Raw genomic sequence first — 22159 nt, forward strand, 5'->3', positions numbered from 1 at the left:
GGTATGATGCGCGCCGATGTAAATACCCACCGAGGTTGTTAAACCCCATGCAGATCCTTGCTATCGACACCGCCACCGAGGCCTGTTCCGTTGCACTGTGGCTCAACGGCACCACCCTCAGCCATTTTGAACTCTGCCCGCGGGAACATACCCGGCGTATCCTGCCGATGGTGCGGGATATTCTGAACCAGGGCGATATTTCTTTGTCTCAGCTAAGCGCGCTGGCGTTTGGTCGCGGGCCGGGTAGTTTTACCGGCGTACGCATCGGCATCGGTATTGCCCAGGGTCTGGCGCTGGGGGCTGAACTGCCGATGATTGGCGTGTCGACGCTGGCCACAATGGCGCAGGGCGCCTGGCGTAAAACCGGCGCCACGCGGGTGCTGGCGGCTATTGACGCCCGCATGGGCGAAGTGTACTGGGCCGAATACCAGCGTGATGAGCAGGGCGTCTGGTACGGCGAAGAGAGCGAAGCGGTGCTAAAGCCCGAAGCGGTTAGCGCCCGGCTGCGGCAACTCAGCGGCAGTTGGGTTACAGTAGGAACAGGCTGGCAGGCATGGCCGGAGATGGCGGCTGGTTGCGGCCTTGATATTCAGGACGGGCAAATATTACTACCCGCCGCGGAAGATATGCTGCCGCTGGCCTGCGTTAAGCTGGCGCGTCAGGAAACCGTGGCGGTGGAAAAGGCGGAACCGGTCTACCTGCGTAATGAAGTTGCATGGAAGAAGCTCCCCGGTAAAGAATAGTCGATCCGCGGCATTAGCCGGGCGGGTCAGGAGGCGGAAATGGCGAATAGCGTGATGATAAAATCCCGGTGGTTCCTTGCGGCGCTGGCGGCACTGACCCTGAGCGGCTGCGTCAGCGTGCCGGACGCGGTAAAGGGCAACAGTCCCACCCCGCAACAGGATCTGGCGCGGGTGATGAATGCTCCGCAGTTGTATGTCGGCCAGGAGGCGCGTTTTGGCGGGCGGGTGGTGGCTATGCACAATCAGCAGGGTAAGACCCGGCTGGAAATCGCCACCGTTCCTCTTGACGCCGGCGCCCGGCCAATCCTCGGCGAACCGTCCCGGGGGCGGATCTATGCCGAGGTGAATGGCTTCCTTGACCCGGTTGATTTTAATAATCAACTGGTTACCGTGGTGGGGCCGATCACCGGCGCGGTGGACGGTAAAGTCGGCAATACGCCGTATAAATTTATGGTGATGCGCGCCGACGGGTATAAACGCTGGCGCGTGGTGCAGCAGGTGGTGATGCCGCCGCAGCCTATCGATCCCTGGATGTGGCATGGGCCACGCCCCTGGGGCTGGGGATATGGCGGCTGGGGTTGGTATAACCCGGGACCGGCGCAGGTACAGAGCGTGGTCACCGAATAATGCCTTAATGCGGGCCTCGATGTGACTCAATAAATAAACAGCGGCTGGTCCGCTGTTTATTTATTTGCAGGACGAAATAAAAAATAATTAGTGACGTGCATCTCAACCTTCAAACAGGCCAATTAATAAACTGGTACGCTGAGTTAAAATAATGTTAACAACATGTGTATTGTTTGGGGCCGCGATGACGACGATAAATCAGTTCAGAGGTGATTCTTTGAAGAAGGTATGGCTTAACCGCTATCCAGCCGATGTTCCGGCCGAAATTAACCCCAATCGATACCCTTCCCTGGTGGCGCTGTTTGAGCAGGCTGTCAGCCGCTTTGCAGACCGGCCGGCGTTCATGAACATGGGGGAAGTGATGACCTACCGTAAGCTGGAAGAACGCAGCCGTGCGTTTGCCGCTTATCTTCAGGAAGGTCTGGGGCTGAAAAAGGGGGACCGGGTAGCGCTGATGATGCCAAACCTGCTGCAGTACCCCGTAGCGCTGTTTGGTATTGTACGCGCCGGGATGATCGTGGTGAATGTCAACCCGCTGTATACGCCCCGCGAGCTGGAACACCAGCTTAATGACAGCGGCGCCAGCGCCATTGTCATTGTGTCGAACTTCGCCCACACCCTGGAAAAGGTGGTGGATAAAACCCAGGTGCGCCACGTTATTCTTACCCGCATGGGGGATCAGCTTTCAACGGCAAAAGGGACGCTGGTCAATTTTGTGGTCAAATATATTAAGCGCCTGGTGCCGAAATACCATCTGCCGGACGCCATCTCGTTTCGTCGTGCGCTCCATCAGGGCTACCGGCTGCAGTACATTCGCCCGGAACTGATCGGCGACGATATTGCTTTTCTGCAATATACCGGCGGCACTACCGGAGTCGCGAAGGGGGCGATGCTGACCCACCGCAATATGCTGGCGAACCTCGAGCAGGTGAAGGGGACCTACGGCCCGTTGCTCCATGAGGGCAAAGAGCTGATTGTGACCGCGCTGCCGCTGTACCATATTTTTGCCCTGACCATGAACTGCCTGTTGTTTATTGAGCTGGGCGGCCAGAACCTGTTGATCACCAACCCGCGGGACATTCCGGGTCTGGTGAAAGAGCTGGCGAAATACCGCTTTACGGCGATGACCGGGGTTAACACGCTATTCAATGCGCTACTCAACAATAAAGAGTTCCAGCAACTGGATTTCTCCAGTCTGCACCTGTCTGCCGGCGGCGGGATGCCGGTGCAGCAGGTGGTGGCGGAGCGCTGGGAAAAATTGACCGGCCAGTTTCTGCTCGAAGGCTACGGCCTGACGGAGTGCGCGCCGCTGGTGAGCGTCAATCCCCACGATATTGATCATCATACCGGCAGTATCGGGCTGCCGGTGCCATCGACAGAAGTGCGGCTGGTGGATGAGGACAATCGCGAAGTGGCTCCGGGCGAACCCGGGGAGCTGTGCGTCAGAGGACCGCAGGTGATGCTCGGTTACTGGCAGCGCCCGGACGCCACCGATGAAATCATTAAAGACGGCTGGCTATATACCGGTGATATTGCGGTGATGGATGAGCAGGGGTTTATGCGCATTGTCGATCGCAAGAAGGATATGATTCTTGTCTCCGGCTTCAACGTCTACCCTAACGAAATCGAAGATGTGGTGATGAAGCACAGTGGCGTTCAGGAAGTGGCGGCGGTTGGCGTACCGGCAGGCGCCAGCGGCGAGACAGTGAAGATTTTTGTAGTTCGTAAAGATGCGGCGCTCACCGAAGAGGCGCTGATTACCTTCTGCCGCCGCCATCTCACCGGTTACAAAGTGCCGAAACTGGTGGAGTTTCGCGATGAGCTGCCGAAATCGAATGTAGGGAAAATTTTACGGCGAGAACTGCGTGACGAAGCGACCGCGACAGGTAACAATACCCCCTGAGATTTTATGCCGTCGCCTCTGCGCCGGCTTTGTCGTATCCAGGCGAAAATCAACATATTGATTTTGCTGTTTATTTTATGACTGCTCAGGCCGGTTTGTTCGCGGCCGACGTTTGTCATTAGCCTTGTGCCGGCCCTGCCGGCATTTTTTGGCCTGAACCAGAGAGAACCGATATTGAACTATCAGATGATCACTTCCGATGCCGCGCTGGCGGAGGTCTGCCAGGCAGCCCGCCAGTATACTTCCGTGGCGCTGGACACCGAATTCGTGCGTACCCGAACTTATTACCCGCAGTTGGGGTTGATACAGCTGTTTGACGGTGAGCGGCTGTCGCTGATTGATCCCCTGACCATCAGCGACTGGACCCCGTTTCAGGCTCTGCTCAGCGATAGCGCGGTAACCAAATTGCTGCACGCCGGCAGCGAGGATCTGGAAGTGTTCTGGAACAGCTTTGGCATCATGCCGGAGCCGCTGATTGACACTCAGGTGCTGGCGGCATTCTGTGGTAAGGCGCTGTCCTGCGGGTTTGCCGCCCTGGTCGAAGAGATCTGCGGCGTGGCGCTGGATAAAAGCGAATCCCGTACCGACTGGCTGGCCCGTCCTCTGACAGAAAAGCAGTGTCGTTATGCGGCGGCGGACGTCTGGTATTTATTACCCATTGCCAGGAAGTTGCTGGAGGACACTGCCAGCAGCGGATGGATGGCCGCAGCTGAAGATGAGTGCCGGTTAATGATCGCCCGCCGCAAAGACATTCTCGATCCTCAGGAGGCGTGGCGGGAGATTGGCAATGCGTGGCAGTTGCGCTCCCGCCAGCTCGCCTGCCTGCAACTGCTGGCATCCTGGCGTTTACGTAAAGCGCGGGAGCGGGATCTGGCGGTAAATTTTGTGGTGCGTGAAGAGCATCTCTGGCAAGTGGCGCGCTATATGCCGGGGTCGCTCGGCGAACTGGACAGCCTGGGGCTTTCCGGCAGCGAGATTCGTTTCCACGGTAAAACGCTGCTCGCGATGGTGGCGCAGGCGCAGGCATTGCCGGAAGAGGCACTGCCGGCGCCATTAGCCAATCTGGTGGATATGCCGGGGTATCGCCAGGCATTTAAAGCCATCAAGGCGCTGGTGCAGGAGGTTGCTCAGCAGCAAGGGGTAAGCGCTGAATTACTCGCGTCGCGCCGGCAAATTAATCAATTACTCAACTGGCACTGGGAAATTAAACCGCAAAGCTTACCGCCGGAGTTAATAAGTGGCTGGCGTAATGAGTTGTTAGGTGAGTCATTGAAAGCGCTGGTTAAGGAATATTAAAACCTGATAACACTGTAAATAAATACAGGAAAAGTATTTATTAATCTCTTCCTGGCAATAATATATAAGAAAGTTCCCGCTATTGCGGCGCAGTTAATAAACACTCCCCCGGGTATATCCGGGGGAATGATAAGGCCGTTATTTAGATTCTTCGGCTTCCGGCAGGGTGACGTTAAGTTCCAGAACTGAGATATCGTCACCTTTTTGATCCAACTGGACGGTTACCATTTCCGGATCAATCTGTACGTATTTACAGATCACTTCCAGAATGTCGCGCTTTAATTGCGGCAGATAATGGGGTTCCGTATCGCTACGGCGGCGTTCCGCGACAATAATCTGCAGACGTTCTTTGGCGATGTTGGCGGTGGTCTTTTTTCGCGACAGAAAAAAGTCAAGTAATGCCATAACTTATCCTCCGAACAGGCGTTTGAGGAAACCTTTCTTCTCTTCTTCTACGAAGCGGAAAGGACGTTCTTCTCCCAGCAGACGATCCACCATATCGGCATAGGCTTTACCCGCATCGGACGTGTCGTCGAGAATCACCGGTTCACCCTGGTTGGAGGCGCGCAGCACCGACTGATCTTCCGGGATCACGCCAACCAGCGGAATACGCAGGATCTCCAGCACATCTTCCATACTCAGCATGTCGCCGCGGCTGACGCGCCCCGGGTTATAGCGGGTCAGCAGCAGGTGCTCTTTGATCGGCGCTTCGCTGTTTTCCGCCCGGCGCGATTTTGACGACAGGATACCGAGAATGCGATCTGAGTCGCGAACCGAAGAGACTTCCGGGTTGGTGGTGATCACCGCTTCATCGGCGAAATAGAGCGCCATCAGCGCCCCGGTTTCAATTCCCGCCGGCGAGTCGCAGACGATGAATTCAAAATCCATTTCTTTCAGGGTGTCGAGCACTTTCTCAACCCCTTCGCGGGTCAGCGCATCTTTATCGCGGGTCTGGGAAGCGGGCAGAATGTAGAGGTTTTCAGTGCGCTTGTCCTTGATCAGCGCCTGATTCAGGGTGGCGTCGCCCTGAATGACGTTAACAAAATCGTATACGACACGGCGTTCACAACCCATAATCAGGTCAAGGTTACGCAGGCCGATATCAAAATCGATAACGACAGTTTTCTTTCCCTTCTGGGCCAACCCCGTCGCGATGGCCGCGCTGGACGTGGTCTTACCTACGCCCCCTTTACCTGATGTAACAACAATAATGCGTGCCATAAAGGAATTCCTTGTTAAAAGGGCCTGTTAATATAAAGGTTCAATTGCCAAAGCGCCGCCGGCGAGACGCAGGCGGGAGGCTTTGCCAGTAAATTCGGCCGGGATTTGATCGCTCAGCCAGTATTCCCCGGCGATAGAAACCAGTTCCGCCGCCAGGTGAGTACAGAAAATTTGCGCGTCCCGATCGCCGCTGGCGCCAGCCAGCGCGCGACCACGCATCATACCGTAGACATGAATATTGCCGTCGGCAATCAGCTCTGCGCCTGCGCTGACGCTGCTGGTGACGATTAAATCGCAGCCCGGCGCCCAGACCCGCTGGCCGGAACGGACCGGGGTATCGATTAAGCGCGTTTTTACCACCGGCGCCGCGACGGGCTCAATGACTGGCTCCGGCGCTTTAGCGCGCGGCGCGCGGACGCTTTTTTCCTTGCCTTCAGTGAGTAAGGGTATACCTTCTGCGTCAATCTGCTGCTTGAGAGCGGCATCTTTACACCCGCTGACGCCAATCACCCGCAGACCGGTCGCGCTAATCGCCTGATACAGACCGTGCCAGTCCACGGGGCCTGCGAGGGCGGCGATGTTGACGACGACGGGGGCATGTTTCAGGAAAGTCGGAGCCTGGGCGATTTTATCTTCGAGCGCCTGGCGGATAACCTCAGGTTGTGCGTGGTGTAAATGAACCACGGATAAGGTGAAGCTGCTGCCTTTTAGCTCAATGGGCGTGTTTGACATCCTGGCCTTACTCAATACTGTTTTATCCCGAAATAACGGGAACATATTCTGAAGTATAGAAGGCATGTTATAGTCCCTGTTATATTCAGGCAAGTAACCATCCCGTGAATTTAGAGTAAAAACATGCTTTGTGTGATCTATCGGAGTGCTAAACGCGACCAGACCTATCTCTATGTCGAAAAAAAAGACGATTTTTCCCGGGTACCGGAAGAATTGTTGAAAAGTTTCGGCGAGCCGAAACTGGCAATGATATTACGGCTCGACGGCAGTAAAAAACTGGCGAATGCCGACTGGCAAAATGTGAAACAGGCCCTTATTGATCAGGGGTATTATCTGCAACTACCTCCGCCGCCGGAAAGTTTACTCAAAATGCATCTTGATACCGCCATTAAAAAATAAGATTTTCTCTCCGGCGGCGATGCTGTTTTGCTGCCGGAATAACAATTTCCTGCGCAGATATTCTGAATAATCCCCCTGGCATCCAGCCCGTTGTCGCTATAGGTAACGATATCATTGACATTCTCTGCGCCAGGCGCGGATAGTAGCGGCAACTTATTACCGACGACGACACAGGGGAACGTTATGTATCAGCATCGCAACTGGCAGGGCGCTTTACTGGATTACCCGGTAAATAAAGTGGTGTGCGTGGGCAGTAATTATGCCAACCATATCAAAGAGATGGGCAGTGCGACGCCGGATGAGCCGGTACTGTTTATAAAACCGGAAAGCGCGCTGTGCGATATCCATCAGCCGCTGGCGCTGCCCCAGGGGCTGGGCGAAGTGCATCATGAGGTGGAGCTGGCGGTGCTGATTGGCGCGACTCTCAGGCAGGCGACGGAAGAGCATGTCACTAAAGCCATTGCTGGTTACGGCGTGGCTATCGATCTTACGCTGCGCGATGTGCAGGCCCAGTTGAAAAAGGCTGGACGCCCGTGGGAAAAAGCCAAGGGTTTTGATAACGCCTGCCCGATTTCAGGATTTATCCCGGTTGCTGAATTTACCAGCGATCCCCAGCATACCGCGTTGTCGCTGAAGGTTAATGGCGAATCGCGCCAGAACGGTAATACTCAGGATATGCTGCATAAGATTGTGCCGCTAATAGCCTATATGAGCCGCTTTTTTACCCTGCGCGCCGGGGACGTGGTGCTGACCGGTACGCCGGAAGGCGTCGGCCCGCTGGTTAGCGGCGATGAGATTGAAGTGGCGATAAACGGCCAGGCGTTGACTACGCGCGTGCTGTAATCGCCGGGGCGCCCGGGGGAGATTCCGGGCGCTGGTGCTTGCATCCTGGTGCCGGAGCGTATATAAGGTGCGGCTGACTTTTTGACTGATGATGCTTATGACCGAACGCCCGTTCTGGCAGCAAAAAAAAACTGGATGAGATGAGCGACGCCGAATGGGAATCGCTGTGTGATGGCTGCGGCCAGTGCTGCCTGCATAAACTGATGGATGAAGACAGCGATGAAATCTATTTCACCAATGTCGCCTGCCGCCAGTTGAATATCAAAACCTGCCAGTGCCGGAACTATAGCCGGCGTTTCGAATATGAGCCGGACTGCATCAAGCTCACCCGGGAAAATCTGCCCACTTTTGAGTGGCTGCCGCATACCTGCGCCTACCGCCTGCTGGCTGAAGGCAAAGACCTGCCGGCCTGGCATCCGCTGGTCAGCGGTTCCAAAGCGGCGATGCACGCCGAGCGGATTTCCGTGCGCCATATTGCCGTGCGGGAATCTGAGGTGCGCGACTGGCAGGATCATATCCTCAATAAACCCGACTGGGCCGACTGACTGTGCAATGGCACGGATAAGGATACCCGGTCATTCCTGATGCGTGATCAACACACCGGGTCGATCAGGGGTCATATTATTGATTTTTAGTTACAACATACTAATAAAGAATACCACCAATCCTACATGAGGCTCCGTGCCACAACCAGTATCGCAGAAGAAAACAGCCCTCCGGCTGGAGGGCTGAGAGGAATTAGCGGCCGAACAGATCCCGGCGCTTCGGTTTGAATGGCTGGGCGATAAGCACCAGCAGCGCGACAATCATATAGGCGGCAAAAATGCCTACCAGCCATTGCGGCATTTCCAGTGACAGGAACTCCCACTGGCGGGTTGAGCAGTCGCCAGAGGCGACAAATACCTGCGGCAGCCATTTATCAAGGGGCAGCCAGCCCGGGAAGCGCACCGCGAAATCACAGGTCAGAAACGGCGAGGGATGCAACTGCATCATTGTATGCTGCCAGGAAAGCTCGAGACCTCTCCAGGCACTGTAAATCCAGATAGCCAGCGCCACATAGCGTAGCGGCGTTTTCGGCGCAATAGCGCCAACCAGTCCAGCGCCCATAATGCCAAACAGCGCGCAGCGCTCATAGATACACAGCACGCACGGTTGCAGCAACATCACATGCTGGAACCAGAGCGCAACCAGCTCAAGGACAAACGCAGTGAGCGCCATTAATAACCAGGCCCCGCGCCCGCGTGAGCATTGATTGAGATAACGCAACATAATAAATTCCCTGGAACTTGCGATAAGAGGGCAGTGTAAACGAATTGCGTTATTGTGCCACTAGTGCCCGTAAAAATAAGCTTATATTTACATGCTTATCGGACTATACAGGGGCCGTAGCCCCTGTGGGATTAGTGGCCGATGGCCTGCGGAGGCGGGGTGGTGACCCAGCCGTGTAGCAACATCCAGTCGGTAGCGGGAATCAGCAGATACTCCACGCACAGCAGGCCGACCAGCGTCATGACGATAGCATAGGGCAGCGCCATCACCACCATGCGGCCATACGAGAGCCGAATTAATGGCGCCAGCGCGGAGGTGAGCAGGAACAGAAATGCCGCCTGGCCGTTTGGCGTCGCCACCGACGGCAGGTTGGTGCCGGTATTGATGGCTACCGCCAGCAATTCAAACTGTTTCAGATCAACAATTCCCTGTTCAAACGCGCTGCGGGCTTCGTTGATATAGACGGTGCCGACGAACACATTATCTGAGATGGACGAGAGCAGGCCGTTAAACAGATAGAACAGCGACAGTTGGGCATGGGGCGACGCCTGAAGAACGTACTGAATGATCGGCGCAAACAATTTCTGGTCGATAATCACCGCCACCACCGCGAAGAACACCGTCAACAGGGCGGTAAATGGCAGAGCTTCGGTAAAGGCTTTACCGATGGCATGTTCGTCGGTCACGCCGCTCAGCGAAGTGGCGAAAATGATCACCGTCAGGCCAATCAGCCCCACTTCGGCGAGGTGCAGCGCCAGCGCCACCACCAGCCAGACGCCGATAATCGCCTGAGCGACCAGGCGCACTTTATCCTGGCGGGTGCGTTTTTTACTGGCCTGCTTGTCATAGTGACGCAGAATAGCGCGCACCCGCATCGGTAGCTGGGCGCCGTAACCAAACAACGCCGTGCGTTCCAGCAGCCAGCATACTATCAAACCGCAAATGAGCACCGGCAAACTCACCGGCAACATACGCAGGAAAAAGTCGCCAAACTGCCAGCCGGCGGATTTTGCGATAATCAGATTCTGGGGTTCGCCGACCATAGTCATCGCGCCGCCGAGGGCGGTGCCGACCCCGGCATGCATCATCAGGCTGCGCAGAAACGAGCGAAACTGATCGAGCACCAGGCGGCGGTTAGTGCTGATATTGCTGTCATCCTGCATATCGTCATCCGCTTTGTGGTGCGAGGCGACTTTGTGATAGATACCATAGAAGCCCAGCGCCACGCTGATAATGACCGCCACCACGGTCAGCGCATCAAGAAAGGCGGACAGGAAAGCGGAGGCGGCGCAAAACGCCAGCGACAGCGCCGTTTTGGAGCGAATCCCCAGCAGCAGTTTGGTGAAGATAAGCAGCAATAGCTGTTTCATGAAGTAGATCCCGGCCACCATAAAGATAAGCAGCAGCAGGACTTCCAGATTGGCGGCTATCTCCTGGCGCACGTGGTCCGGGGTCGTCATGCCGATGACTACCGCCTCGATAGCCAGCAGCCCGCCAGGCAACAGCGGGTAACACTTCAACGCCATCGCCAGGGTGAAAATAAATTCTGCGACCAGCAGCCAGCCAGCGACAAAAGGGCTGACCAGGAAGAAAACCAGTGGGTTGACCACTAAAAAAATAATAAGGGTAAGTTTATACCAGTCGGGGGACTGGCCCAGAAAATTGCGGTAGATCGCTCGCCCTGTCGATATTTCCATCGTCTATAGGTTTTCCTTGTGTTTTTTTGTTAATTTTTCTGAGAATACCTTCCGCGTACCAACGTGACAAGCCAGGAAAACCGAGGGTTCGACCGTGATTTTATAAAAATGAAACCGCGATCCACATTTGCACTCCGGTTCATGCTATCTGACCGCATCCGCGTCTGGTATGATGAGTGAATTTTTCAGTGTAACGGAAATCACTCTATGGTCATTAAAGCGCAAAGCCCGGCGGGTTTCGCGGAAGAGTATATTATTGAAAGTATCTGGAATAGCCGTTTTCCCCCCGGGTCGATACTGCCCGCGGAGCGAGAACTCTCCGAGTTGATTGGCGTTACGCGCACCACGCTGCGCGAAGTGTTGCAGCGTCTGGCCAGAGACGGATGGCTGACCATACAGCACGGTAAGCCGACCAGGGTGAATAATTTTTGGGAAACCTCCGGGCTCAATATCCTGGAAACCCTGGCGCGACTGGATCATGACAGCGTTCCCCAGCTCATTGATAACCTGCTGTCGGTGCGCACCAATATTGCCACTATCTTTATTCGTACCGCTATTCGCCAGCATCCTGAGCAGGCGCAGCAGGTACTGGCGATGTCCGGCGCGGTGGAAGATCACGCGGATGCGTTTGCCGAGCTGGATTACAACATTTTCCGCGGCCTGGCTTTCGCCTCCGGCAACCCGATCTACGGGTTAATCCTCAATGGCATGAAAGGGTTATATACCCGGATTGGCCGCAACTATTTTTCCAATCCGCAGGCGCGCAGCCTGGCGCTGGGCTTCTACCATAAACTGGCGGATCTGTGCCGGGAAGGTTTGCACGAACAGGTTTACGAAGTGGTGCGTAACTATGGACGTGAAAGCGGCGATATCTGGCACCGGATGCAAAAATCCATGCCGGGAGAGATGGCGCTGCACAGCCGCTGAGGCAAAGGGTTGAGCCTTACTGAAAAGACAAGGGCCAGAAGCGGCGACGCCTCTGGTCCTTGTGGTTAGGATACTTACAGATTGTTGAGACGCTGTGGGCAGCGTTCCAGCAACTCTACGCTCCCGTCTTCATTTTGCTGTTCAAGGATGATGTCAAACCCCCACAGGCGATGAATGTGTTTCAAGACCTCGCGGCGTCCTTTATCCAGAGGCGCCCGGTTATGGGGGATGTAGCGCAGGGTCAGGGAACGATCGCCGCGCAGATCGACATTCCATACCTGAATATTGGGCTCCAGATTACTCAGGTTATATTGCGCGGAAAGCTGATTACGGATTTCCCGATACCCTTCCTCATTGTGGATGGCGGAGATCTCCAGGTAGTTATTGCGATCGTCATCCAGCACGGTAAACAGCCGGAAATCGCGCATCAGCTTCGGCGACAGAAACTGGCTGATAAAGCTTTCATCTTTAAAATCGCGCATCGCAAAGTGCAGCGTTTCCAGCCAGTCTTTACCGGCAATATCCGGGAACCAGAAACGGTCTTCTTCACTCGGGGACTGGCAGATGCGCTTGATGTCCTGGAACATGGCGAACCCCAGCGCATAGGGGTTTATGCCGCTATACCAGGGGCTGTTATACGGCGGCTGGTAGACCACGTTGGTATGGCTGTGGAGAAACTCCAGCATAAACCGCTCGGTCACTTTGCCTTCATCATACAGGTGGTTAAGGATGGTGTAGTGCCAGAAAGTCGCCCAGCCCTCGTTCATGACCTGGGTCTGTTTCTGCGGGTAAAAATACTGGCTGACCTTACGCACGATACGCAGTATTTCGCGCTGCCATGGCTCCAGCAGCGGGGCATTCTTCTCCATAAAGTAGAGTAAATTCTCCTGTGGCTCGGAGGGGAAGCGGTGGCTGGTCTCGACCGATTTCTCCTCCTCGCGGCGCGGCAGCGTACGCCACAGCATATTCACCTGGCTTTGCAGATACTCTTCGCGGCTTTTCTGGCGCGCTTTCTCCTCCTGCAGAGAAATTTTCTGCGGGCGTTTGTAGCGATCGACGCCATAGTTCATCAGGGCATGGCAGGAGTCGAGCAGTTTTTCGACCTCATCCACGCCATAGCGCTCTTCGCATTTGGTGATGTAATTACGGGCAAAGATCAGGTAATCGATAATCGAACCGGCATCTGTCCAACTGCGGAACAGATAATTATTTTTGAAGAACGAGTTATGGCCGTAGCAGGCATGAGCCATCACCAGCGCCTGCATGGTGATGGTATTTTCTTCCATCAGATAGGCGATACAGGGGTTGGAGTTAATGACAATTTCATAAGCCAGTCCCTGCTGACCGTGCTTATACAGACGTTCGGTTTCGATAAATTTTTTACCGAACGACCAGTGAGGGTAATTGATAGGCATCCCGATGCTGGAGTAAGCGTCCATCATCTGCTCTGAGGTAATCACTTCGATCTGGTGCGGGTAGGTATCCAGCCGGTAGAGCTTCGCAACCCTGTCGATTTCCGCCAGGTAGGTTTCCAGCAATTCGAACGTCCAGTCTGGTCCATCGCTCAGACGTTTAGCATCCCTGATAGGTGAATCAGTCACAGTAGCCATTAGCGCGCCCTCATTGTCGGTGGCCTTCTCTGGATGGAAAGCCTCATTTCAAGCATAGAACACGGCGTCAGGATAAGTCTGTCGGCGGCTATCTTTTTCACGCGATTTCGCTGGGCGGAATCGCGATGAACCGCCGTATCACTGAAATTTTATTCTGTCATAAACAGGCGTGCAGCAGGAGATGCTGATTCGCCGCTTTCCTTGCCGGTCGCGCCAACTGTGAGGGTAGTCACCATAAATAAGTCGTATGTTGAATAATATTTTATTTCAGGTTATCAGTATGTAATCAGATGATTATTCTTTTGGATAACTGGAGCGCAAAAATGCGAGTGGTGGTTCTGGGGAGTGGTGTGGTTGGCGTCGCGAGCGCCTGGTATTTACAGCAGGCGGGCCATGAAGTGACGGTTATCGACCGGGAGTCAGGCCCGGCGCAGGAGACCAGCGCCGGGAACGCCGGGCAGATCTCTCCGGGGTATGCCGCGCCCTGGGCGGCGCCGGGGATCCCATTGAAAGCCATAAAGTGGATGTTCCAGCGCCATGCGCCGCTGGCGATCCGCCTCGACGGCAGCGCTTTTCAACTGAAGTGGATGTGGCAAATGCTGCGCAACTGCGACAGCCGTCACTATGCGGAAAATAAAGCGCGCATGGTACGGCTGGCGGAATACAGTCGTGATTGCCTGAAAGTTCTGCGCGATAGCACCGGTATTCATTATGAAGGCCGCCAGGGCGGTACCCTGCAACTGTTTCGCACCGCTCAGCAGTTTGACAACGCCGCCCGGGATATCGCGGTACTGAAAGATGCCGGAGTGCCTTATGAACTGCTGGAAGCGGGGCAGTTATACCGGGCAGAGCCCGCGCTGGCGGAGGTAGCCGATAAGTTGACTGGCGGTCTGCGCTTGCCGGGAGACGAAACCGGCGACTGCCAGTTGTTTACGCGCAACTTGAGTGATATGGCGCAGCGCGCCGGGGTGAGGTTTCGCTTCAATACCCGGGTGGATGAGCTGGTGCGTGAGGGGCAGCATATTCGCGCGGTGCGCTGCGGCGATGAGACGATTAACGCGGAGGCTTTCGTGGTGGCCTTCGGCGCCTGGTCCACGGCGCTGCTCAGAGATATTGTTGATATTCCGGTTTACCCGCTGAAGGGATATTCCCTGACGATCCCGATTGCCGATGAAAGCGCGGCGCCGCTGTCCACGGTGCTGGATGAGACTTATAAAATCGCCATTACCCGCTTTGATCAACGCATCCGGGTCGGCGGGATGGCGGAGATTGTCGGCTTTAATCAGGAACTGGTGCCGCGACGCCGGGAGACGCTGGAGATGGTGGTGCGCGATCTGTATCCGCGCGGCGGGCATATTGAACAGGCGACCTTCTGGAGCGGCCTGCGGCCAATGACCCCGGACGGTACGCCGATCGTCGGGCGCACGCCGCTGAAAAACCTGTGGCTGAACACCGGCCACGGTACGCTGGGCTGGACGATGGCCTGTGGTTCCGGCCAGTTGCTGAGCGATTTAATCTCCGGGAAAGCGCCGGCGATCCCTTTTGAGGATCTGGCGGTTTCCCGCTACCTGAGCGGGCATTCGTCCTCTACCTCGTCGCGCCTGCACGGCGCTCATGGTTAACCGGGAGGAACAGCAATGGGGCGTCCTCTGGTGGCCAGCATAGGCAGTGCAGCGTTAAAAAACAATTTACAGGTAGCCCGCCGCGCGGCGCCGGGGGCGCGCATCTGGTCGGTGATCAAAGCCAATGCCTATGGTCATCGTATTGACCATGTCTGGCCGGCGCTCAGGGAGAGCGACGGTTTCGCGATGCTCAATACTGAGGAGGCGATTGGCCTGCGCGAGCAGGGATGGAAAGGGCCGATTCTGATGCTGGAAGGCTTTTTCCATGCCGACGAACTACCGGTTTTTGACCGTTATCGCCTGACCTGCGTGCTGCATAGCAACTGGCAGGTTAAAGCGCTGGCTGACGCCCGGCTGGGCGCGCCGCTGGATATCTACCTGAAAATCAACAGCGGTATGAACCGGCTGGGGCTGGCGCCGGAGCGGGTGAATAACGTCTGGCAACAACTGCGCGGGCTGCGTAACGTTGGGGAGATTACCCTGATGAGCCACTTTGCCTGCGCTGAAAAGCTGGATGGCGCGAACGAGGCGCTGGCGCGTTTTGAGCTGGCGGTGGAAGGGATCGTCGCGCCGCGGTCGCTGGCCAATTCGGCGGCGGTTCTCTGGCAGCCGCAAACCCACTACGACTGGGTACGCCCGGGGATCCTGTTGTACGGCGCCTCCCCGAGCGGCCAGTGGCGGGATGTCGCCACCAGCGGACTGCGCCCGGTGATGACCCTCAGCAGTGAGATTATCGCCGTTCAGACGCTGCGTGCCGGCGATGCGGTGGGCTATGGCGCTCGCTACCGGGCGCGGGCCGGGCAGCGGATTGGTATTGTCGCCGCCGGCTATGCCGATGGCTATCCGCGGGTGGCGCCGGACGGCACTCCGGTACGGGTAGACGGCGTGATGACCGGGACTGTGGGGATGGTGTCGATGGATATGCTGGCGGTGGATTTAACGCCATGTCCACAGGCGGGTATTGGCAGCCATGTGGAACTGTGGGGGGAACATGTGCGGGTTGACGATGTGGCAGCGGCCTGCGGCACTATCGGCTATGAATTATTGTCCGCAGTGGCGCCGCGCGTGGCGTTTGTGACGGTGTAACATCACCGCTGCGCCAGTATGGCCGGGCTTGCCCGGCCTGCTTTTAACTCTCTTCTTCTTCGGCGACCCGGACGCCAATCTTGCGGATCTGGTTGTCGTCTTTTTCCGCGACGGTCCAGATCATCCCGGCATATTCCACCTGATCGCCGACCACCGGCGCGCCGCCCAGATGACTGGCGACCATTTCGCCAAGCGTTTCAGGCATGGCGGCTTCCGGTTCTAACTCAAGACCGTAAATTACCGCAATATCGCTCAGGCGGGCGCTGGCCTCGAGAATAAAGTCCCCGAAGAAACGCTGGTCGAGTGAGACCTGCGGCGCCTGGCTGAACAGTTTGCCAAGTACCGGCAGATCGCGCTCCCGGCCGATAACGCAGATAATGTCGCCTTCCCGCAGCCGGGTACTGCCGCTGGGGTGTAGCAGGTCATTGCCGCGGAACAGCGCCGCAATGCGGGTGCCGGTGGGCATATGCAGATCGCGCAGGGCGGCGCCGACGCACCATTTATCGGCGCTGAGCTGGTAAACGAACTGCTCCCAGGCGTCGCGGGTGTTGATATCAAGACCCGCCCGGGTGACCGGTTGACTGGTCTGCGGCACCACCACTTTGGCTTTACCCGCCGCCCAGCTCAGGGTTGTGCCCTGTAGCAGCAGCGACACCAGGACCACGAAGAAGGCAACGTTGAAGAACAGCCGCGAGTGGTCCAGACCGGCCATCATCGGGAACACCGCCAGAATAATCGGTACCGCGCCGCGCAGCCCCACCCAACTGATGAATACCCGCTCCTTCAGAGTAAAACCGCGGAACGGAATCAGCCCGGCGAACACCGATACCGGACGGGCGAAGAAGATCATCCACCCCGACAGCAGCAGCGCCGGAATAGCGATGGGCAACAGATCGCGGGGATTTACCAGCAGCCCCAGTACCAGGAACATGCCGATCTGCGCCATCCACGCCAGTCCGTCGAAGGTTTGCAGGATACCGAAGCGGTTGCGGACCGGGCGATTGCCGAGCAGGAAGCCGCACAGGTAGACTGCCAGAATACCGCTGCCGTTAAGGGCGGTTGCGATGCCAAAGAGCATAATCCCGCCGCTGAGCGCCAGCAGGGGATACAGCCCCGGAGAGAGGGTAATGCGATTGATGGTTTGCTGTAGCAGCCAGCCGCCCAGCCCGCCAATAATAATCCCCAGACCAAACTGCTGAATAATACTCACCAGGAACATCCAGCTCAGCCCGGCATCGTGCCGCTGAATCATCTCAATCAGTGTGATGGTCAGAAACACCGCCATCGGGTCATTACTGCCGGATTCAATTTCCAGCGTCGAGCCGACGCGTTCGTTGAGGTTCTTATCCCCGAGCATCGAAAACACCGCCGCGGCGTCGGTTGAGCCGACAATAGCGCCAATCAGCAGACCTTCCAGCCAGCTCAGGTTAAACAACCAGGCGGCGGCCAGCCCCGTCAGACCAGAAGTTACCACCACGCCAAGGGTCGCCAGCGACAGCGCCGGGCCCAGCGCCACCCTGAACGAGCTGGCTTTGGTGCGCATCCCGCCATCCAGCAGAATAACCGCCAGCGCCAGGTTACTGATTAAATAGGCGAAGGGGTAGTTATCGAACGGAATACCGCCGATGCCGTCCACCCCGGCGAGCATGCCGATGCCGAGGAAGATAACCAGAATCGGAATACCGAGGCGCGATGAGAAGGTACTCAACAGAATGCTGCAGGTCACCAGCACAGAGCAGAGAATAAAGAGGTTAATGATCGTCCCGGCGTCCAACGTGTAGTTTCTCCTTAATCCGGCTGGTGGCAGCGTGCGTTATCTATCTTCAGGGTGTTTCTTACCGGCTGCGCTTAGCGCCAGCCCACGCAGCGCCTGACTACCGGCGGCGATAGCCAGCGGCGCTGCGCCCGCCTTTGTGGCCCCGGCGACGTGTGATAGCCGGGGACATGTCGCCTGTGCGCATCCCGGAGGATGTCGTGTAGCGCGACGCGGTGACGGGCGGTTAATCTTCCAGCGTCGGGTGGCCGCTCAGGGTCAGCGTGGCGTGTGTTCCATCATGATTAAGCTCACCCCGGGCGCCGAGAGGCAGGGTAACCGTCTCCTGTTCGTGACCAAAGGGTAGCCCGGTTATCACCGGTATGGACAAACGTTCTCTCAGCACGTAACACATTGTCGCAAAATCATAACCGGCATCATAGTCGTTCGACACACTATTACTAAAACTTCCTAAAATAATTGCCCGCTGCCTGGCGAGAACGCCGGCATATTCAAGTTGTAACAACAGGCGCTCCACCCGATAGGGATGCTCGTTAATGTCCTCCACGACCAGAATTCCGTCGCTGATCTCCGGGAACCAGGGGGTACCCAGCAGCGAAACCAGCATCGCCAGATTTCCTCCCCACACTTTACCGGTTGCCCGGGCTGCCGGCGCCTCGCTCTGCCAGCGCAGCGCGAAGGTTTGCTCGCGCAGTGCGGTCCAGAAGTGCCGCCAGGTATAGTCGTTGATTTGCGGCGCGCCGAAATTACCGGCCAGCATTGGGCCGCTAAAGGTTATTTGCGCGGTTTGTTGTAACAGCCCGAGCTGGAACGCTGTGAAATCGCTGTGGCCGCAAATCAGCAGCGGACGGCGCGCCGCCCGACGGGCGATCCCTTGCCAGTCGACGCTGTTCAACAGGCGGCTGACGCCGTAACCGCCGCGCACCGCCAGCACAATCTGTCGCTCCTCCGGCAACTGCGCCAGTTGGTTGAGGTCCCCCAGGCGTTGGCTATCGTCGCCGGCAAAGCGCTGGTAGCGGCGGGAAATAACCTGCTGATTGTGGACCTGGTGTCCCGCGTCCTCAAGGCGCTGAACGCCGCGCAGCGCCGCCTCCTGTTGCAGGCAATAGCCCGAGGGGGCAACCAGATGGATCGATGACATAATAATTCCTTGCTGACCTGGCGTGTGAAATGGTTATCATGCCGTTTAGCGTTATGGTTGTCACTGGCCGGCGTCGGCGCGTCGGCCCTGAAAAGGAAATTACTGTGAAATTGAGATGGTTCATCCTTGCTGTTCTGTTCCTTGCCGGCTGTTCCAGCCATGATTACCGTCAACCGCCGTGGGAGCCGGAGGTACCGGTCCAGCGCGCCATGCAATGGATGCCGATCGCCCGGCAGGCCGGTCAGGCGTGGGGTGTCAGCCCGCGGCTGATTGTCGCCATTATTGCCGTGGAATCTGGCGGCAACCCGAGCGTGGTCAGTAAATCCAATGCCGTTGGCCTGATGCAGCTCAAGGCGTCGACCTCCGGCAAAGAGGTGTGGCGCTACATGGGCTGGGGCGGGCAACCGACCAATAGCGAACTGAAAAATCCTGAGCGCAATATTTCCGCCGGCACCGCCTATCTGAGCATTATGGAGAACGGCGTGCTGGCGGGGATTAACGATCCGCAAACCATGGAATACGCGCTGATCGTGGCTTATGTCAATGGCGCTGGCGCGCTGTTGCGCACCTTCTCGTCCGATCGCCGTAAAGCTATCGACAAGATCAACGATATGTCGCCGGACGAGTTCTGGCAGTATGTCGCGGACAATCATCCGGCGCCTCAGGCGCCGCGCTACCTGTGGAAGATAACTCAGGCAATGAACAGTATTGGTTAACCGTACCGCCCGTGAGCCAGTGCCGTTAATCGGTTCGGCGCCTTCCGGGGCGTCAGACTGTAACCAAAGGAGGAAAAATAGTTTTTTCCTCCTTTGGCGCTTTCAGCCGAAAATCATTCCATTGATTTTCCTTGCTTGCTATCAGCTGACAGCGGCCAGTTCGGTAGCGAAATGACAATGGTCGACCCCTCCCGGGGCCGTTGCGTTACAGGCTTTGCGCCGGTTGTGGCTGCGGCTGCGGCTGCTGCGTCGTTGTCGGCGCGTTCCCCGTCGCTTCGGTGACGGTTTTTTGCGCCGGCAGGTTATCACAGGGTTTCTGCCGCTCGCATAGCAGGTCCAGCATCTTCAACGTTACGCCGTTGGTCCAGCCGAACCCGTCCTGTAACGGATATTCACCGCCGCCGCCCCCGGTACCGGTGGTGGAGACATCGTATTTTTCCACCAGTTTCTGTTGCCGGTCGTAAGTGTGCTGCACATTGGTCAGGAACCGCCAGCTCACTTCCCGGGCCAGCGTCTGGTGATGATAATTTTCCAGTCCGACTACCGCGACCCACTGTAGCGGCGCCCAGCCATTCGGCGCGTCCCACTGTTGGCCGGTTTTCACCGTGGTGGTCGCCAGCCCGCCCGGCTTGAGAAGCTGTTTCCTGGTGGCTGCCGCCACTTTATCTGCCCGATCCCGGGCGGCGGCGTTCACGTACAGCGGGAACAGCGCCGCGGCGGTCAGCCGGTCGCTGACAGCGTGGCGTTTGAGATCGTAATCGGCATACCAGCCGCTTTTATCGTTCCACAGATAACGTTCAATAGCGTGCTGCCGCGCCTGGGCCAACTGGTCGTAGCGGCTGGCGGCATCGCTATCGCCGGCGGCTTTACTGGCGGCGCTGAGGGTTTTTTCCATCTGGTACATCAGGGCGTTGAGATCCACCGGTACAAAGCTGGTGGTGCGGATAGAGCTCAACTGCTGCGGGTTATCCATCCAGCGCGAGCTGAAATCCCAGCCGGAAGCTGCGGCGGCGCGCAGATCCCGGTAGATATCGGTGGCCGGGCGATTCGGGTTGTTTTTCGCGGTGGTGATATCATCGAGCCAGGATTCCGGGCGCGGCGTGTCTTTGTCGTCCCAGTAGCGGTTGAGGATTTCGCCATCCTTCATTTTCACCACCCGCCCGGCGCTGTCCCCGGCTTTCAGGGCGTCGGCGCCGTTCATCCAGTACTGGTACTCTTTAGTCAACTGCGGCAGATACTGTTTATAGACCTCATCGCCGTCGTGGCTGGCCAGTAGCTCGACCATCAGGGCAAAGAACGGCGGCTGGGAGCGGCTCAGGTAATAGCTGCGGTTGCCGTTGGGAATGTGTCCCCAGTCATCAATTTCACTGGCGAAATTGGCCACCATATCCTGCACTTTATCCCAGTGTTCGCTCTCCGCCAGCCCGAGCATGGTGAAATAACTGTCCCAGTAGTAGACCTCCCGGAAACGTCCGCCGGGCACGACATACGGTTTCGGCAGCGGCAGCAGGGAGTCCCATTTAGCGGTTTCGCCGGTGGAGCGCGTCAATACCGGCCACAGATCGTCGATGTGGGCGCGCAGCGTTTGTCCGGCCGGGGGAACATATTTCTCTCCCTCTTTCGGCAGGGTGAAATTGACGTTAACAAAGTGGCGCAGATCGAACCCTGACTGATGTTGTTGCATTCGGTAGTCGGCGAGAATCATCAGCGGGTCCCCTTTGGGAACCGCATCGGCAAAGGTTTTCTGATCCTCGAACAGTTTGGCTTCCTGTACAGCGGTAAACAGCGGGCCCAGCAGTGCATCCGGCGGCTGGGGCCAGGTTTTCTGCGCATCATCAGCCAGCGCGCTATGTGGGAGCGCGGCGCCCAGCGCCAGCGCAACGGCCAGTAACAAAGGACGGGAACGGGGTACAGAAGGGATGGTCATCGTTTATTCTCCATTGGGGCGCAGAAATGTGCTGCGAAACCATAGGAAAACCTTAGACGAAGATTAGCCTGACGGAGAACTCCGCCAGTGGAAAATCCCTGTTTTTACAGGAAAGGAAGCAACTGCGCGCCGCCGCGCGCAATAGCGATGAGCATGGCCGCCCAGACAGCGGCGGAGCCCAGGCTGACGCTGTAGACCAGGTTTCTTTTCAGGGATAACATTCCCGCAGCCAGCGGTGTGACGTAGCGCAACACCGCCAGAAAACGTGAAACAAACAGTACCCACACCCCGCCGTGGGCCAGGCGCCACGCCGCTTTGTCCAGTGTGACAGCGTAACGTTCCCTGAGCTTACTGAAGCGATTGTAGTGCACGATCGCCGCGCCGACGTGGTAGCTACAGACCGATCCAAGCGTGGCGCCGAGGGTGATAGCCAGCCAGAGCGCCAGGGGATGGGTTTGTGGCGCGGCGAGCGCAATCACCGCTACCAGCATCACCGAAGCCGGCGGCAGAAAGGAGGAGACAGCGATAGTCGATTTGCCGAACGCGATGATAAACAGTAGCCCCAGCAGATGGAGAGGCTGCAGAGGGTGGCTGACTAACAGGGTTTCCAGATAGTGCATGGGGGT

The 22159-nt window shown here is 57.0% G+C and carries 20 protein-coding genes and 1 pseudogene; 11 read left to right on the forward strand and 10 right to left on the reverse strand.

Translation table 11 applies throughout. The annotated features are described in order from the left end of the window. Positions 1-47 precede the first annotated feature (47 nt). The 4 genes from tsaB to rnd all read left to right on the forward strand — a co-directional run bounded on the left by tsaB (position 48) and on the right by rnd (position 4569). Complete coding sequence (gene tsaB, locus AQ981_RS16915) at positions 48-743, forward strand: tRNA (adenosine(37)-N6)-threonylcarbamoyltransferase complex dimerization subunit type 1 TsaB (RefSeq protein WP_058912920.1); 696 nt, start codon at positions 48-50, stop codon at positions 741-743. Positions 744-797: 54 nt separating this feature from the next. Continuing rightward, positions 798-1370 (forward strand): Slp family lipoprotein, encoded by a 573-nt coding sequence (locus AQ981_RS16920; protein ID WP_121500685.1) that lies wholly within the window; start codon positions 798-800, stop codon positions 1368-1370. A 217-nt stretch (positions 1371-1587) separates the two neighbouring features. Further along, complete coding sequence (gene fadD / locus AQ981_RS16925; RefSeq protein ID WP_058912922.1) at positions 1588-3273, forward strand: long-chain-fatty-acid--CoA ligase FadD; 1686 nt, start codon at positions 1588-1590, stop codon at positions 3271-3273. Between the two features lie 174 nt (positions 3274-3447). Next, positions 3448-4569 carry a ribonuclease D gene (gene rnd, locus AQ981_RS16930; protein WP_249226332.1) on the forward strand — a complete coding sequence of 374 codons (1122 nt, stop codon included), beginning with the start codon at positions 3448-3450 and terminating at the stop codon, positions 4567-4569. 138 nt (positions 4570-4707) lie between these two features. Here rnd and minE read toward each other — a convergent pair whose 3' ends face one another. Genes minE through minC form a run of 3 tightly spaced genes read right to left on the reverse strand, consistent with a single transcriptional unit; the run spans position 4708 to position 6522 of the window. Continuing rightward, on the reverse strand, positions 4708-4974 hold the full coding sequence (minE, locus tag AQ981_RS16935) for a cell division topological specificity factor MinE (RefSeq protein ID WP_058912923.1): 267 nt from the start codon (positions 4972-4974) through the stop codon (positions 4708-4710). A 3-nt stretch (positions 4975-4977) separates the two neighbouring features. Next, a complete protein-coding gene (minD, locus tag AQ981_RS16940) occupies positions 4978-5790 on the reverse strand; it encodes a septum site-determining protein MinD (RefSeq protein ID WP_058912924.1) in 813 nt (270 codons plus the stop codon). A 27-nt stretch (positions 5791-5817) separates the two neighbouring features. Continuing rightward, on the reverse strand, positions 5818-6522 hold the full coding sequence (minC, locus tag AQ981_RS16945) for a septum site-determining protein MinC (protein ID WP_058913029.1): 705 nt from the start codon (positions 6520-6522) through the stop codon (positions 5818-5820). Positions 6523-6645: 123 nt separating this feature from the next. On the opposite strand from minC, the gene AQ981_RS16950 reads away from it, so the two are divergent. The 3 genes and pseudogenes from AQ981_RS16950 to AQ981_RS16960 all read left to right on the forward strand — a co-directional run bounded on the left by AQ981_RS16950 (position 6646) and on the right by AQ981_RS16960 (position 8309). Next, complete coding sequence (locus AQ981_RS16950) at positions 6646-6921, forward strand: YcgL domain-containing protein (protein ID WP_058912925.1); 276 nt, start codon at positions 6646-6648, stop codon at positions 6919-6921. Between the two features lie 183 nt (positions 6922-7104). Next, positions 7105-7764: a fumarylacetoacetate hydrolase family protein gene (locus AQ981_RS16955; protein ID WP_058912926.1), complete on the forward strand. Its 660-nt coding sequence runs from the start codon at positions 7105-7107 to the stop codon at positions 7762-7764. A gap of 97 nt (positions 7765-7861) precedes the next feature. After that, a pseudogene (locus AQ981_RS16960) lies at positions 7862-8309 on the forward strand (YcgN family cysteine cluster protein). A gap of 193 nt (positions 8310-8502) precedes the next feature. On the opposite strand, the gene dsbB reads toward AQ981_RS16960, so the two are convergent. Then, a complete protein-coding gene (gene dsbB, locus AQ981_RS16965; protein WP_058912928.1) occupies positions 8503-9033 on the reverse strand; it encodes a disulfide bond formation protein DsbB in 531 nt (176 codons plus the stop codon). Between the two features lie 131 nt (positions 9034-9164). Further along, positions 9165-10730 carry a sodium/proton antiporter NhaB gene (gene nhaB, locus AQ981_RS16970; RefSeq protein ID WP_058912929.1) on the reverse strand — a complete coding sequence of 522 codons (1566 nt, stop codon included), beginning with the start codon at positions 10728-10730 and terminating at the stop codon, positions 9165-9167. Between the two features lie 207 nt (positions 10731-10937). On the opposite strand from nhaB, the gene fadR reads away from it, so the two are divergent. After that, on the forward strand, positions 10938-11657 hold the full coding sequence (gene fadR / locus AQ981_RS16975; protein WP_058912930.1) for a fatty acid metabolism transcriptional regulator FadR: 720 nt from the start codon (positions 10938-10940) through the stop codon (positions 11655-11657). 74 nt (positions 11658-11731) lie between these two features. On the opposite strand, the gene AQ981_RS16980 is transcribed toward fadR, so the two are convergent. Next, on the reverse strand, positions 11732-13267 hold the full coding sequence (locus AQ981_RS16980; protein ID WP_058912931.1) for a SpoVR family protein: 1536 nt from the start codon (positions 13265-13267) through the stop codon (positions 11732-11734). A gap of 323 nt (positions 13268-13590) precedes the next feature. Between AQ981_RS16980 and AQ981_RS16985 the strand changes: the two genes are divergently transcribed. Both AQ981_RS16985 and dadX read left to right on the forward strand, forming a co-directional pair. Beyond that, complete coding sequence (locus AQ981_RS16985; protein ID WP_058913030.1) at positions 13591-14889, forward strand: D-amino acid dehydrogenase; 1299 nt, start codon at positions 13591-13593, stop codon at positions 14887-14889. Positions 14890-14904: 15 nt separating this feature from the next. Further along, the gene (gene dadX, locus AQ981_RS16990) at positions 14905-15975 is read left to right on the forward strand and encodes a catabolic alanine racemase DadX (protein WP_058912932.1); all 1071 of its coding nucleotides are present in this window, start codon (positions 14905-14907) and stop codon (positions 15973-15975) included. A gap of 43 nt (positions 15976-16018) precedes the next feature. On the opposite strand, the gene AQ981_RS16995 is transcribed toward dadX, so the two are convergent. Then, the gene (locus tag AQ981_RS16995; RefSeq protein ID WP_058912933.1) at positions 16019-17749 is read right to left on the reverse strand and encodes a potassium/proton antiporter; all 1731 of its coding nucleotides are present in this window, start codon (positions 17747-17749) and stop codon (positions 16019-16021) included. 226 nt (positions 17750-17975) lie between these two features. Beyond that, positions 17976-18890, reverse strand: coding sequence for a muramoyltetrapeptide carboxypeptidase (ldcA, locus tag AQ981_RS17000; RefSeq protein ID WP_058912934.1), 915 nt, complete (start codon positions 18888-18890; stop codon positions 17976-17978). A gap of 104 nt (positions 18891-18994) precedes the next feature. On the opposite strand from ldcA, the gene emtA reads away from it, so the two are divergent. Next, positions 18995-19606 (forward strand): membrane-bound lytic murein transglycosylase EmtA, encoded by a 612-nt coding sequence (gene emtA, locus AQ981_RS17005; RefSeq protein ID WP_058913031.1) that lies wholly within the window; start codon positions 18995-18997, stop codon positions 19604-19606. A 205-nt stretch (positions 19607-19811) separates the two neighbouring features. Here emtA and treA read toward each other — a convergent pair whose 3' ends face one another. Both treA and AQ981_RS17015 read right to left on the reverse strand, forming a co-directional pair. Continuing rightward, positions 19812-21533 (reverse strand): alpha,alpha-trehalase TreA, encoded by a 1722-nt coding sequence (treA, locus tag AQ981_RS17010; RefSeq protein ID WP_058912935.1) that lies wholly within the window; start codon positions 21531-21533, stop codon positions 19812-19814. A gap of 104 nt (positions 21534-21637) precedes the next feature. Beyond that, complete coding sequence (locus AQ981_RS17015) at positions 21638-22153, reverse strand: DedA family protein (protein ID WP_058912936.1); 516 nt, start codon at positions 22151-22153, stop codon at positions 21638-21640. Positions 22154-22159 lie beyond the last annotated feature (6 nt).

Source organism: Entomohabitans teleogrylli (assembly GCF_001484765.1).
In the GTDB taxonomy this organism is placed as follows: domain Bacteria; phylum Pseudomonadota; class Gammaproteobacteria; order Enterobacterales; family Enterobacteriaceae; genus Entomohabitans; species Entomohabitans teleogrylli.